Origin of the sequence: Rahnella sp. AA, assembly GCF_002834385.1 — a bacterium.
Classification (GTDB): domain Bacteria; phylum Pseudomonadota; class Gammaproteobacteria; order Enterobacterales; family Enterobacteriaceae; genus Rahnella.
This window is the reverse complement of the sequence record NZ_PITQ01000002.1, coordinates 427,705-441,411: the sequence shown is the minus strand read 5'-3', so window position 1 is coordinate 441,411 and position 13,707 is coordinate 427,705. Positions and strand designations below refer to the sequence as shown.

Below are 13,707 nucleotides of genomic sequence, written 5' to 3'. Positions count from 1 at the left end.
GGGGAAATCACTTTTGGAGTGGCAGCGATTAATTTCTTCGGGTAACGTCAGCGCATCGGATAACCGGCTTTTTTAATTAAGAAAAACCATGCTTACAACAGCTTTCAGCACAGTTTTTAAACCCTTTCTGCGCGACCGGTTTTTGCATCTTCTGGTGTTGCTGGGCGTCGTCCTGACGCTGTTCCAGACTGAGAAAATCATGCAGTTTCCGCAGTTCGTCGACTGGGATACCATCATCACCTTACTCGGCCTGCTGATGCTGACCAAAGGCGTTGAAGTCAGCGGCTATTTCGATTTTGTTGGTCGCAAAATGATTAACGCCATCGACAACGAACGCAGGCTGGCGTTGTTTCTGGTCACGGCTGCCGCCGTGCTTTCCACCTTTATGACCAATGACGTCGCGCTGTTTATCGTGATCCCGCTGACGATTACGTTGAAAAAACTGACGTCGCTGCCGGTTACGCGGCTGATCATTTTCGAAGCACTGGCGGTGAATGCGGGCTCATTACTGACACCGATTGGCAATCCGCAAAATATCCTTTTATGGAATAAATCCGGCCAGTCATTCCTGCATTTTATCGGGCAGATGGCTCCGCTGGCGCTGGTAACGCTTGCCGCATTGCTGATTGTCACCGGTTTTTGCTTCCCGTCGCGCAGCCTTAAAAAAACGGCGAACAATCAGGGCTATCCGTTTCAGAAACGCCTTTTAGCCAGCTGCGGTGTGTTGTATGTCGTGTTTATAGCCTGCGTGGATCTGGGGCTGGCGCTGTACGGATTGCTCGCGGTGATTTTGTGTTTTCTGCTGCTGGCGCGAAAAGTTCTGCTGCGGATCGACTGGCCGCTGATTCTGGTGTTTATCGTGATGTTTATCGATGTGCGTCTGATTGTCGGGTTAGACGTTTTACAGCCGGTCTTTGCACGAATTAACGGACTGCCGGATTACGGACATTATTTGCTGAGCATCGGTTTATCTCAGGTGATCAGCAACGTTCCGGCGACAATCCTGATGATCAACTATCTGCCTTCCGGCCCGTTGCTCGCCTACGCCGTGAACGCCGGTGGCTTTGGCCTGGCAATGGGATCGCTGGCTAACCTGATTGCATTACGCATGGCGAATGACCGGAAGATCTGGCTGAAATTCCACTTTTACTCTTTCCCGTTTCTGCTGTTCAGCGGACTTGCAGGCTGGTTCCTGCTCCCGTTAATCAGCTGATCGCGCCGGTATCAATAGCGGCCAGCCGGTTAACGGCGGAAGTGATTTCAGCGGGCGTGAGGGCTGAAAAGCCCAGAAGCCAGCCATCACGATGCTGCACATGCGTTTCGTGCTGATTGAGAAACAACGGTGAAAGGCGCGGTGTTTCAACACCCGCTTTTGCGGCCAGTGCGCTGAGCCGCTGCTCTTGTCCTGCGGGCAAATGCGCCGCAAGCTGCAAGCCTCCGGCGGCAACCTGCGGGGTCAGCCAGTCAATTTTTTGCCGGATTTGCTCCAGCAGATGATCGCGGCGGCTGTGATAAAGCTGGCGGGAAAGACGCAGGTGCGAGGCGAAATGGCCGCTTTGCATAAATTCGGCCGTCACCGCCTGCATCAGCTGTGAAGAATGGCCGTCACTGACGGTGCGCAGCGTCACCATCGGTGCGACCAGTGACGGAGGCAGCACGATATAAGCCAGACGCAGCGACGGGAATAAAACCTTCGAGAAGGTGCCCAGATAAATAACCTGCTGATGCTTATCCAGCCCCTGCATGGCCGGAAGCGGGCGTCCGTCGTAATGCAGTTCGCTGTCGTAATCGTCCTCGATGATCCAGCTTTCCTGACGTTTTGCATAATCCAGCAAATGCAGGCGGCGGGGCAAAGTCAGGCTCACGCCGGTGGGGTAATGGTGAGAAGGTGTCAGATAGATCAGGCGCGGCGAAGGAGAGCCGGCAGCGGGATTGAGGCCATGCGCATCCACCGGAATCGCACAAAGGCGCGCACCGGCACTGGTAAATGCATTACGGGCTCCCGGATAACCGGGTTCTTCAAGCCAGACCGTATCGTTGGGATCAATCAGCAACATCGACAGCAGTTGCAGCGCCTGCTGGGAGCTGGTGGTAATCATGATTTGTTCAGCTGTACAAAGCACGCCGCGCGACTGTTGCAGATATCCGGCAATCGCCTGGCGAAGGGGCAAATATCCCAGTGGATCGCCATACCCGAACAATCGTTCGCCGTGCATGCGCAGTTGTTTAGCGGTGATTTGCTTCCAGATTTTCATCGGAAATGCGCGTAAATCGGGCGATCCTGCGGCAAAAGCCGTGGGGAACTGCGGATCGCTGCAACCACCGGTCGCCACAATGATCCGGCCACGCGATGAAAGCGTGGAGAGTTTTGCGGGTGCATTAGCGCTTGCACGTGGCACAGAAGGGCGGGGAAGCGACTGGCTGACGAACGTGCCTTTTCCGGTCTGGCGCTGTAAATACCCCTCGGCCTCTATCTGTGCATAGGCCGCTTCCACCGTAATGCGTGAGAGCTTCAAATCGGCGGCCAGCGTTCGAGAAGAGGGAAGCCGCTGCCCGGCGGCCAGCGTACCGGTATTAATCGCTTTCCGAACAACCGCGCAAAGCCGGTCGCGCAGGCCGGACATTTCGCCCGCGTTTTCAAAAAGAGTAATCAGTGCTGACGGTTGAGGCTGGGTAGCCATAATGGGTCTTATTGATAGACGATAATTGGTATTAATCATAAGGCCAAAAACAGAGATGATGAACCTGTTTTCAACACAGTAAATTGCAGAGGAAAATTTTATGTCACAGACGTCTTATGTTCTGGCTTACGAACCGCCTTCTCCTGAAGTCAGCGCAGCCTATTTGCAGTCAAAGCTGAGCTTTTATACCGATGCCGCTGATGTGGCAGCCGATTTACAAAATGGCGTGACCGGCATTGTGGTTATTGATGCCCGTTCTGCTGAACATTATGCGCGCGGTCATGTGCCCGGTGCGGTCAGTTTTCCGCATAAAAATATGACGGCGGAAAGCACCCGTGGCCTCAATAAAGGCCTGGTGTATGTGACGTATTGCGACGGGATTGGCTGTAACGGTTCTACGCAGGGCGCGTACAAACTGGCGAAGCTGGGCTTCCGCGTGAAAGAAATGATCGGCGGGTTGGATTTCTGGATCCGCGATCAACACCCGCTGGCAACGGGGGAAGAACGCGGGAATTATTCGCCGGAACATGCTCCGGACGATTGTGGTTGCGCTTAAAAAAGCATCCAAAGCAGGAAGACGACGACGACAAACGCAATGAACAGCAACGGTTTGCCGCCAGCAGCCTGCATGGAAGGCGGCAACATCGCGATGAACGGATTCATAATCGGTTTCGGATCGGTGCGTGCCACCGTTGTGAATGTATCGTCGGTATCTTCTGCCCGCGGGGAACGGTCAACCCGCTGGCTGAAGAGCACGCCAATCAGATCACTGACCTGCGCCTGATTCAGCGGTGTGGATAATGTTGCACTGAAATGATTCTCTGCATATTCCGTCAGCTGATGAATTTCATGCGTGCTGGCGGGTTGTTTGAGCACACTCAGCAATGTGGTCAGCGTCGGTGCGCTGGTTTGCTGGCTGAGTGAGGCTTTCACCTGCATAAATTGGCTGAGTAACTGGAAATGCTTCGCCGGAATCGGCTCCCCAACTTTTACACCCACCAGCGTAAACAGCTCATGCCAGACTTTGACCGGTGCTTCGCCAGTGGCTGCACTGAGACGGGTGACCAGTTGCTGAAGGTTATTATGCTCAGCAGGTAACAAAGGGCGATCGGTGACCGGCGTCTGCTGCGGTTGTGGAATATTCATCTGACGTGTCTGAATCAGATCCAGCACTTGTTGCAACTGCGGATGTGTCAGCTGGCTCAGAACGGTATGGCCAAAATTTTGTCGGATAAAATCACTGACGGCCTGACGATTGTTGCCCTGCGGCAACAGATCTGTCAGTTGTAGCATCAGCTGGCGTGAGGCATGGCTGTCCTGTGCCTGCACGAGTTTCCCTTGCAATAGCGCTTCGGCCTGCGGGAACTGCTGTGAGGTGATTTCCGCACCGTGAGGCAGGGAAAGGTCATGGCGCAGGTTGGCCCAGATTTCGGCTGATTTGATGGGCGTCAGCGCCATCAGTTTAACGATCAATTTTTCCAGCGTAGTGCGCTGTATCGGCGTTAACGGAAGCTCAGCCCCTGATTTAGCCGGAACAGCCTGCCCCTGTGGTTGTGTTCTGTTGTCGCCAACCGGCATGCCCGGGCCGCTCAAAGGTTGCATATCACCGTCCTTCGCTGGAAATTTAAAATATCACTTGAACTTCAGTTAAAAGTTGCAAGCACGGCGCAGAGCGCGGAAGCGCCTCATCATACCTGTAAAGTGTATTAATCGACACCGTGAATAGCAGGCAGCTTCAGATTCCTGAGGTTATTTTTTCGTAAAACGACGGGTAAAAATGTCTGGCGGAGCGCGAAAGTGGAAAACAGCAGTTCGCCACCTTCTTTTGTGGAGGTGGCGGAACGGTTAACGGGTTTATTTCTGAGTGTCAGCGTCCTGGCGTGCAAACAGCGGTTTGCGCAGACGTTGTGCCAGAACCACCCCGGCAAGTGTTATTCCACCGCCGATAATATGGTAGCTGTGCAGCTGTTCATGCAAAAACAGCACGGCAATAATAGCGGTGAAAATGGGAGACAGGTTCATGAAAATGGAGGCTTTGTTAGCTCCGAGGCGAATAACCCCCTGGATCCATAAAAAAGGCGCGATGATAGAGGCTGGGATCCCTGCGAAAAGCACCAGCGGGATATTGTGTGCGTTCAGGCTGACGTCGTTTGCCATCAGGAAATTAGGCAGCAACAGTAAAACGCCGAAAATAATCTGCACATACAAAGACTGCCAGTTAGGTAACGGAATTGCCCAGCGCTTGGTCAGTACACCATAAAGTGCATACGACGCTGACGCGGCAAACATCATCAGCTCGCCCTTGCCAATCCCATGCTGTAGTAACTGCGTCGGATCCCCCGCGCTGACCAGCCAGATCAGCCCGCCGAACGAGATAACGCTGCCCAGAGCCACGCCGACAGTAGGAACAACACTCAGGACAAACAGCCCAATCAGCACCGTCAGCAGCGGGATCAGTGAGTTCAGGATCCCCATGAACAGCGCGCTGACGCTGTGCGCGGCGTAGTACGCGAGGCTCTGATACAGCACCATCCCCAGCAAACCGAGGATCAGCAGTTTCCATCCGTATTGTTTTACCGTCCGAAGGTTGCGTAACAAGCCGGGAAGGATGAACGGGGTGAGCGTCAGTAAAGCCAGGAGCCAGCGGTAGAAGGAGATCGCTGCCGGATCTATCGCACTTGCTGATGCTTTACTGACCACCGCATTCAGCGACCAAATCAGTACAGCCAGCAACGGAAAAAGTACATTCATTAAAAATCATCCCTAAGTAAATCGTCACGCCAGTGTACGGTTGTCTTATTCGTTATATATAACGATAATCAGACAATACTTCGCGCAATTCTGACAATCCCGGTATGGCTCACAGACAAAGGTTTTTATGTCACTTCCCCGTTCTTCTCTGCCCCGATATTACCCGCCCCTGCCAGAAAAAACGCCGTTAACTTTGCTTTTTCGCGGTGAGATTGTCGAAGGGAATTCTGAATACGTGCAGCATTCTCATCCGTGGAGCCAGATTATTTGCGTGAAATCCGGCGTTCTGGCGATGATGGTGGCCGGGCAACGTTATCTGGCACCGCGCGAATTCGCCATCTGGTTACCCGCCGGGATTCAGCATTCCAGCTACAACCGCAAAGAGACGCGCTTTTGTGCCATTGATATCGCGCCTGATCTGGATGAAAATTTACCTTCCGCCCCGTGCCTGCTGACGCCGACAGCCATTTTCAACGCGATCGCTGATGATTGCTTCTCACGAAACCTGACGGAACCGCAAACTGAAGCGGATCTGCGCATGTGCCGTGTATTACTGGATCAAATCAGTCTGGCACCCCGTCAGGACACTTATTTACCGATGTCCGAAAATAAGTTGCTGGCTCCGGTACTGGCCGCGCTGGAAAAAAATCCTGCGGATAACACATCGCTGGCGCAATGGGCAACGCGGGTGTATACCACCGAGCGGACACTGTCGCGACGATGCGTGCAGGAACTGGGAATGGGGTTCGCGGAATGGCGGCAGCGCCTGCGTTTTTTACATTCCATTTCTTTGCTGGAGCAGGGGAAAACCGTGCATGAAGTCGCACTTGATGTGGGCTACAGTTCGTCTTCGGCATTTATTGCTATGTTCCAGCAAATTTCAGGCACCACGCCGCAGCGTTTTCGCAATGACAGGTAAACCTGTGCCCTGAAAGTTGGGATCTGCCCTGTATCGTGGCAAAATTGATGCCCTCTTTATTTTCTATTCTTTCTTTAGGCCATGCTGCCGGAGACAAACGTGAAAATCCTGGTTGATGAAAATATGCCGTATGCCGTCGAGCTTTTTAGCCGGTTAGGCACTGTGCTGGCTGTTCCTGGCCGTCCTATCCCACAAGATGCCCTGAACGACGCTGATGCGCTGATGGTGCGTTCTGTGACCAAAGTGAACGAAAGTTTGCTGGCGGGAAAACCGGTGAAATTTATCGGAACAGCGACAGCGGGCACCGATCACGTTGATGATGCCTGGCTGGCCACGCAGGGGATCGGTTTTTCAGCCGCGCCCGGTTGTAATGCCATTGCCGTGGTCGAGTACGTATTTTCTTCATTACTGATCCTTGCCCAGCGCGATGGTTTTCAGTTGCGTGGTAAAACGGTCGGGATCATCGGTGTGGGCAATGTCGGTTCGCGCCTGAACGCCCGTCTGGAAGCGCTGGGTATCCGCACGTTGCTTTGCGATCCACCCCGCGCCGATCGCGGTGACGCCGGTGAATTCTGGCCGCTGGAAAAGCTGGTCGCCGAAGCCGATATTCTGACGTTCCATACTCCGCTGAACATGTCAGGCCCATATGCCACGCATCATCTGGTCGATGCGGATTTACTGGCGCGTCTGCCTGCTGACCGCATTCTGATCAATGCCTGCCGGGGGGAGGTCGTGGACAACGCCGCGCTGCTTGATGCGCTGAACGGAAGCAAAAAACTGACCGCCGTGCTGGATGTCTGGGAACCGGAACCGGATTTATCGCTGGCATTGCTGGATAAAGTCGCCATCGGGACTGCGCACATCGCCGGTTACAGCCTGGAAGGGAAAGCGCGTGGCACCACGCAGGTTTTCGAAGCCTTCAGCCAGTTTATCGGACAACCGCAAACCGTGACGCTGGGATCCCTGCTGCCAGCGCCGGAATTTGCTGAAGTCACCTTACGCGGTGCGCTCAGCGAAGCCAAACTGCTGCGGCTTATCCACTTAGTGTATGATGTGCGCCGCGATGACCGGCCTTTACGCCGTGTCGCCGGTAAACCGGGTGAATTCGACAAGTTGCGCAAGTTTTATGAGGAGCGCCGCGAGTGGTCATCTTTACGCGTGATTTGCGACGATGCCGCAACCGCAGAAACGCTGAAAAAACTGGGTTTCAACAGCCAGTTGGGCTGATTTGAGCCTCGCCTTAACATGGCCTTAAGCTTTTTCGCTTACAGTGATGCGATAACTATTTGAAAGCCGGGCGGTGATTATTCATCGCCCCTTGTATTTTGTACTTTTATTTTCTGGAGAATACCAACATGTCTGATGGCTGGAATATTGCGCTGCTTGGCGCGACGGGCGCAGTCGGTGATGCGTTACTGGAATTATTGGCTGATCGTCAGTTCCCGGTTGGTGAGCTCTTCCCGCTGGCCAGTGAACGCAGTGCGGGTCAGACGGTGCGCTTTAATGGCAAAAGCCTGCGCGTACAGCAGGCGTCCGAATTTGACTGGTCGCAGGTTCAGCTGGCGTTTTTTGTTGCAGGCCACGAAGCCTCTGCATTATATGCCGAAGAAGCGGCAAACCAGGGCTGCCTGGTGATCGACAGCAGCGGCCTGTTCTCGCTTGAACACGATATTCCTTTAGTGGTGCCGGGCGTAAACCCTGATGCGTTGTCGCATTACCGCAACCGCAATATTGTTGCCGTTGCTGATAGCCTGACCAGCCAGCTTCTGACCGCAATCAAACCGCTGACCGAACAGGCCGGGCTTTCCCGCCTGCACGTCACTTCGCTGCTGTCCGTTTCTGCTCTGGGTAAAGCCGCCGTGGACGATCTGGCCGGGCAAAGCGCCCGTCTGCTCAACGGCATTCCGGCAGAAGAAGGCATTTTCAGTAAGCAACTGGCGTTTAACCTGTTACCGCTGGTGAGCGATGAAGAAGGCAGCGTTCGTCAGGAACGTCGTCTGGTCGATCAGGTTCGTAAAGTCCTGCAAGACGATGGCCTGCCAATTTCCGTCAGTTGCGTGCAGTCACCGGTATTTTATGGTCATGCGCAGATTGTGCATCTCGAAGGATTGCGCCCGCTGTCTGCTGAAGAAGCGCGCACAGAACTTGAGAGTATCGATGATATCAATCTCAGCGATGAAGATGATTTCCCGACACAGGTCAGTGATGCATCCGGTAACGCCAATCTGAGCATTGGCTGCATCCGCAATGACTACGGTATTCCTGAGTTACTGCAATTCTGGTCCGTCGCAGACAATGTGCGTTTCGGCGGAGCTTTGATGGCGGTTGAAACGGCCGAAAAGCTGATCAATGAGTACTGGTACTGATTATGTCCGATGAAGTGGTTGCTGACGTCGCCGTTCCGGTTGTTGCGGGGCGCGTGGCGTTAGGCATTGAGTACAATGGCAGTGAATATTATGGCTGGCAGAGGCAGCAGGGTGCGGCAAGTGTTCAGGAATGCCTGGAAAAGGCCCTGAGCCGCGTGGCCGATGCCCCGATTGTGGTGCTCTGCGCCGGTCGTACCGACGCGGGTGTCAGCGCCACCGGGCAGGTGGTGCATTTCGACACGCCGGTTTTGCGCAAAGATGCCGCGTGGACGATGGGCGTCAATACCCATCTGCCGAAAGATATCGCCGTGCGCTGGTGTGCCAGTGTTCCTGAAGATTTTCATGCACGTTTCAGCGCTACCGCACGCCGTTATCGTTACGTGATTTACAATAATCGCTATCGTTCGGCGATTTTGCATACCGGCGTCACGCATGTCCATATGCCGCTGGACGTTGAAAAAATGCAGGCCGCCGGGCAGGCACTGCTTGGCGAGAACGATTTCACGTCGTTTCGTGCGTCCCAGTGCCAGTCGCGCACGCCGTGGCGTTATGTGATGCATCTTAACGTCAGCCGCCACGGTCACTATGTGGTGGTGGATATTAAAGCCAACGCTTTTGTGCACCATATGGTGAGAAATATTGTTGGCAGCCTGGTCGAAATCGGTGCCGGAAATCAGCCGGTGGGCTGGATGGCAGAACTGCTGGCGGCGAAGGATCGTAACCTTGCCGCAGCGACCGGAAAGCCGGAAGGGTTATATCTGGTATCTGTTGATTACCCTGAGAAATTTGCATTACCTCAGGTCAGTATGGGCCCCTTGTTCCTGGAAGATTAGGGAACAGTACACGTGATTTTAACGCCACGTTTTAAAGAACACATGGGACGGTAAATCAGATGAGTTTTATCCACTTTATTATTGATTTTATTCTACATATTGATGTGCATTTAGCGGAGCTGGTTGCGCAGTACGGCATCTGGGTTTACGGGATTTTGTTCCTGATCCTGTTTTGCGAAACGGGGCTGGTGGTGACGCCCTTTTTACCGGGGGATTCGCTGCTGTTTGTGGCAGGCTCGTTAGCTGTTTTGCCAGGTAACGACATTAACGTGCACGTAATGGTGTTGCTGATGGCTATTGCGGCGATCCTTGGCGATGCCGTGAACTACACTATCGGACGGGTGTTTGGTGAGCGGCTGTTCAGCAATCCGGATTCGAAAGTTTTCCGTCGCAGTTATTTAGACAAAACGCACAAATTTTACGAGAAACATGGCGGCAAAACGATTATTCTTGCGCGCTTCGTGCCAATCGTCCGGACTTTTGCGCCGTTTGTGGCCGGTATGGGGCATATGTCCTACCGACATTTTGCGGCCTATAACGTGGCGGGTGCGCTGATTTGGGTGCTGCTGTTTACCTATGCAGGGTACTTTTTCGGAACCTTGCCATTCGTTCAGGAAAATCTGAAATTACTGATTGTTGCCATCATCGTGGTTTCGATTCTGCCGGGTGTGATAGAAATCTGGCGGCACAAACGTGCGGCGGCGAAAGAAAAGCGTCAGCAGGATTAATTCCCGGCGTTTTTGGCGTAAGCGCTTTAAAGTTTAAGACATTAAACCAGAGGGTAAGACCAGTTTTTTATCCACAGTGTCTGGCCGTTATGGTTTAATGAGCGACAATTTATGGTCTGTTCCTGCGAACAACCCTTCTGTGATGCGGTGTGTGAGGTTTTTTATCATGCCGCGCACAGACGTATTTGGGTAAGTTTAGGGGACTTGTTACAGCATGAACAGCGGACTGGCTTCGGCCGGGTTCAAACAGAAAGGTTATCGATGAGCTGGATTGAACGAATTCTTAGTAAGAGCACTGACTCGCAAACCCGTAAGGCAAGCATTCCTGAGGGCGTCTGGACTAAATGTGACAGCTGCGGGCAGGTACTTTATCGCGCCGAGCTTGAGCGCAACCTTATGGTGTGCCCTAAGTGTGACCACCACATGCGCCTTACCGCGCGTATGCGTCTGTCCACTTTCATGGATGAGGGCAGTGAGGTTGAATTAGGCAGCGAGCTTGAGCCTAAAGATGTTCTGAAGTTTAGAGATTCCAAGAAATATAAAGATCGTCTGGTTGCTGCTCAGAAAGAAACCAACGAAAAAGACGCGCTGATCGTCATGAAAGGCACCTTGTTCGGTATGCCAATTGTGGTGGCTTCATTTGAATTTGCCTTCATGGGCGGTTCAATGGCGTCGGTGGTTGGCGCTCGCTTCGTGCGTGCCGTTGAGCAGGCGATAGAAGATAACTGCCCGCTGGTGTGTTTCTCTGCCAGTGGCGGTGCGCGTATGCAGGAAGCGCTGATGTCGCTGATGCAGATGGCGAAAACCAGCGCGGCGCTGGCGAAATTGCAGGAACGCGGCTTGCCGTATATTTCTGTACTGACTGACCCGACGATGGGCGGCGTTTCTGCCAGCCTCGCCATGTTGGGTGATATCAACGTCGCCGAGCCGAAAGCGCTGATCGGTTTTGCCGGTCCACGCGTTATCGAGCAAACCGTCCGTGAAAAGCTGCCGCCGGGCTTCCAGCGTAGTGAATTCCTGATCGAGAAAGGCGCGATTGATATGATCGTCCGTCGTCCGGATATGCGTGCCAAACTGGGCAGCGTTCTGGCGAAGCTGACCGGTCAACCCGAGCCGAATGTGGTTGACGTCCATGTTGCTGTCAACGGTTCTGCCGCTGATAACCAGGATGCCTGATCGAACAGAGTAAAAGCCGGTCAGTTTTCAGGGCGGCCATCTGTTGCTGTGCCGCCCTCGCTGTTCTTCTGCAAAACAGGCAGCCCGTGCTTTTACTCTGTCGGTGAGATCTGACAAAGAGGGCATTGCCTGCTGTCACAGTCTGGTGATGTAGTGTCGAAGTGAACCTGACATAGGTTAAACGGGACTCATGCAAAATCAACTTATCCCCCAAGCCACGTCGCCTTTGGCCACGTGGCTTTATTATCTTGAAAATCTCCATTCTCAGGCTATCGAGCTTGGCCTTGACCGGGTCAAAGCGGTGGCGACAAAACTCGATTTGCTGACACCTGCGCCACGCGTTTTTACCGTCGCAGGAACCAACGGCAAAGGCACCACCTGTGCGACGCTGGAAGCCATTCTGATGGCCGCTGGCTATCGCGTTGGCGTGTACAGCTCCCCGCATCTGGTACGTTACACGGAGCGCGTGCGTATTCAGGGCGAAGAGTTGCCAGAATCGGCGCATTGCGAATCTTTTGCTGTGCTGGAAGCCGGGCGGGGCGATATTTCCCTGACCTATTTCGAGTACGGCACGCTGTCGGCGTTGCAACTGTTTAAACAGGCGAAACTGGATATTGTCATCCTCGAGGTCGGGCTTGGCGGGCGTCTGGATGCGACCAATATCGTTGATGCGGATGTGTCGGTCGTCACCAGCATCGCGCTGGATCATACTGACTGGCTGGGCTCGGACCGCGAAAGCATTGGCCGCGAAAAAGCCGGTATTTTCCGCTCAGGCACGCCCGCTGTGGTCGGTGAACCGGATATGCCGCAGTCGATTGCCGATGTGGCAAAAGAGAAACACGCTGATTTGTACCGCCGGGGTGAAAGCTGGAATTTTACGGCAAGTGCTGGAAACTGGCGCTGGACAGCTTTGCAGGATGGCCAGGAAGTCACCATACTCAACGGATTACCGCTGCCGAATGTTCCGCTGCCGAATGCTGCGACGGCGCTGGCTGCGCTGCATTATTCTACGCTGGATATTCCTGAAGAGGCGTTACGCAACGGCTTACAGCGTGCGGCGTTGCCGGGACGTTTCCAGACGGTCAGTGAATCGCCGCGCCTGATCCTTGACGTGGCACACAACCCGCACGCCGCTGCATATCTGGCCGGACGCCTGGCTGAACAGCCGCGCAATGGCGGGAAAGTACGTGCGGTGGTGGGAATGTTGAAAGACAAAGATATTGCCGGTACGCTGGCTTGTCTGTCGCCTCAGGTGGATGAATGGTATTGCGCACCGCTGGAAGGGCCACGTGGCGCCAGCGTTGAAGAACTGGCCTCACATCTGCCTCAGGCACGCCGGTTCGATGATGTGGAGTCTGCCTGGAGACAGGCTATGCAGGAGGCGGCTCCTCAGGATATTGTGATCGTCTGCGGTTCGTTCCACACCGTAGCGCACGTAATGGATGCTATAGATACGGGGAAAACCAGTGGCAAGTAAGTTTCAAAATCGTCTGGTCGGGACGGTCATTCTGGTAGCGCTGGGCGTTATCATTTTGCCCGGTTTACTCGACGGCAAGAAAAAGCATTACGAAGACGAATTTGCGTCTATTCCATTGGTGCCAAAACCGGGTGATGTTGAGGAGCAGGATTCCGTACCGCCTGTGACGCAATCATTGCCTGCTCAGCCGCCGGAAGGTGCTGATCAAGCCATGAACGCCGGGCAGAATGACAGTGCGGCAAATAACACCCGCGCAGCCAGCCAGGGTAATGTGGCACCGGGTAATACCACGGTAGAACCGCCGCCGGTCACGACGCTCCCTGAGCAGAAAAAGCCCGTGCTGGTGAAACCTCCGGTTCAGAAGCCAAAAGTCATCGAGCCTAAACCGATGGTGGAAGCGAAGCCGACGGTGAAACCAAAGCCTGTCGAACAACCGAAACCGGTTGAGGAACCGAAAGCCGTTGCTGTGCAACCTCAGCCTCAGTCTCAACCCGCGCCGCAAGAAAAAGCGCCTGCAGGACAGTCTTACGTTGTGCAGTTGGGGGCGTTGAAAAATGCCGCGAAAGCGACCGAGATTGTTGCGACTCTGCGGCTTTCCGGGTTCCGTGCTTATTCTGTTCCGGCGACGCCGGTGCAGGGACAAATCACGCGGCTTTATGTGGGCCCGGATGCGTCAAAACAAAAACTGGAAGCTTCACTCCCTCAGCTGCAACAGCTCAGCGGGTTAGGCGGACAGGTGCGCGCTTATTCGGCGCACTAATCTTGCGGTTCCCCGT

At 54.1% G+C, this 13,707-nt stretch carries 13 protein-coding genes; 10 read left to right on the top strand and 3 right to left on the bottom strand.

Translation table 11 applies throughout. The features are described from left to right. Positions 1-88 precede the first annotated feature (88 nt). On the top strand, positions 89-1,213 hold the full coding sequence (locus CWS43_RS06725; RefSeq protein ID WP_101076143.1) for an SLC13 family permease: 1,125 nt from the start codon (positions 89-91) through the stop codon (positions 1,211-1,213). Here the strand turns inward: CWS43_RS06725 and CWS43_RS06720 are convergent. After that, the gene (locus CWS43_RS06720) at positions 1,206-2,681 is read right to left on the bottom strand and encodes a PLP-dependent aminotransferase family protein (protein WP_232776713.1); all 1,476 of its coding nucleotides are present in this window, start codon (positions 2,679-2,681) and stop codon (positions 1,206-1,208) included. The two genes, CWS43_RS06725 and CWS43_RS06720, sit on opposite strands and share 8 nt — an antisense overlap. 100 nt (positions 2,682-2,781) lie before the next feature. Between CWS43_RS06720 and CWS43_RS06715 the strand changes: the two genes are divergently transcribed. Next, positions 2,782-3,237, top strand: a complete 456-nt coding sequence (locus CWS43_RS06715; RefSeq protein ID WP_101076141.1) for a rhodanese-like domain-containing protein — start codon at positions 2,782-2,784, stop codon at positions 3,235-3,237. Here the strand turns inward: CWS43_RS06715 and flk are convergent. Then, a complete protein-coding gene (gene flk, locus CWS43_RS06710; protein WP_101076140.1) occupies positions 3,234-4,283 on the bottom strand; it encodes a flagella biosynthesis regulator Flk in 1,050 nt (349 codons plus the stop codon). The two genes, CWS43_RS06715 and flk, sit on opposite strands and share 4 nt — an antisense overlap. 252 nt (positions 4,284-4,535) lie before the next feature. Continuing rightward, positions 4,536-5,432 (bottom strand): DMT family transporter, encoded by an 897-nt coding sequence (locus CWS43_RS06705; RefSeq protein ID WP_101076139.1) that lies wholly within the window; start codon positions 5,430-5,432, stop codon positions 4,536-4,538. A 127-nt stretch (positions 5,433-5,559) separates the two neighbouring features. On the opposite strand from CWS43_RS06705, the gene CWS43_RS06700 reads away from it, so the two are divergent. From CWS43_RS06700 to dedD, 8 genes are all read left to right on the top strand, one after another. Continuing rightward, positions 5,560-6,351, top strand: a complete 792-nt coding sequence (locus CWS43_RS06700) for a helix-turn-helix domain-containing protein (RefSeq protein ID WP_101076138.1) — start codon at positions 5,560-5,562, stop codon at positions 6,349-6,351. A 99-nt stretch (positions 6,352-6,450) separates the two neighbouring features. Then, positions 6,451-7,578 carry a 4-phosphoerythronate dehydrogenase PdxB gene (pdxB, locus tag CWS43_RS06695; protein ID WP_101076137.1) on the top strand — a complete coding sequence of 376 codons (1,128 nt, stop codon included), beginning with the start codon at positions 6,451-6,453 and terminating at the stop codon, positions 7,576-7,578. Between the two features lie 128 nt (positions 7,579-7,706). After that, entirely contained in the window at positions 7,707-8,717 is a 1,011-nt protein-coding gene (locus CWS43_RS06690; protein ID WP_101076136.1) for an aspartate-semialdehyde dehydrogenase, read from the top strand. A gap of 2 nt (positions 8,718-8,719) precedes the next feature. Continuing rightward, the gene (truA, locus tag CWS43_RS06685; protein WP_101076135.1) at positions 8,720-9,550 is read left to right on the top strand and encodes a tRNA pseudouridine(38-40) synthase TruA; all 831 of its coding nucleotides are present in this window, start codon (positions 8,720-8,722) and stop codon (positions 9,548-9,550) included. A 59-nt stretch (positions 9,551-9,609) separates the two neighbouring features. Then, the gene (locus CWS43_RS06680) at positions 9,610-10,278 is read left to right on the top strand and encodes a DedA family protein (protein WP_101076134.1); all 669 of its coding nucleotides are present in this window, start codon (positions 9,610-9,612) and stop codon (positions 10,276-10,278) included. A gap of 261 nt (positions 10,279-10,539) precedes the next feature. After that, positions 10,540-11,454, top strand: a complete 915-nt coding sequence (gene accD / locus CWS43_RS06675; RefSeq protein ID WP_101076133.1) for an acetyl-CoA carboxylase, carboxyltransferase subunit beta — start codon at positions 10,540-10,542, stop codon at positions 11,452-11,454. 190 nt (positions 11,455-11,644) lie between these two features. Then, positions 11,645-12,931: a bifunctional tetrahydrofolate synthase/dihydrofolate synthase gene (folC, locus tag CWS43_RS06670; RefSeq protein ID WP_101076132.1), complete on the top strand. Its 1,287-nt coding sequence runs from the start codon at positions 11,645-11,647 to the stop codon at positions 12,929-12,931. Further along, positions 12,921-13,691 carry a cell division protein DedD gene (gene dedD / locus CWS43_RS06665; protein WP_101076131.1) on the top strand — a complete coding sequence of 257 codons (771 nt, stop codon included), beginning with the start codon at positions 12,921-12,923 and terminating at the stop codon, positions 13,689-13,691. The genes folC and dedD overlap by 11 nt, the downstream gene beginning before the upstream one ends. Positions 13,692-13,707: the final 16 nt, after the last annotated feature.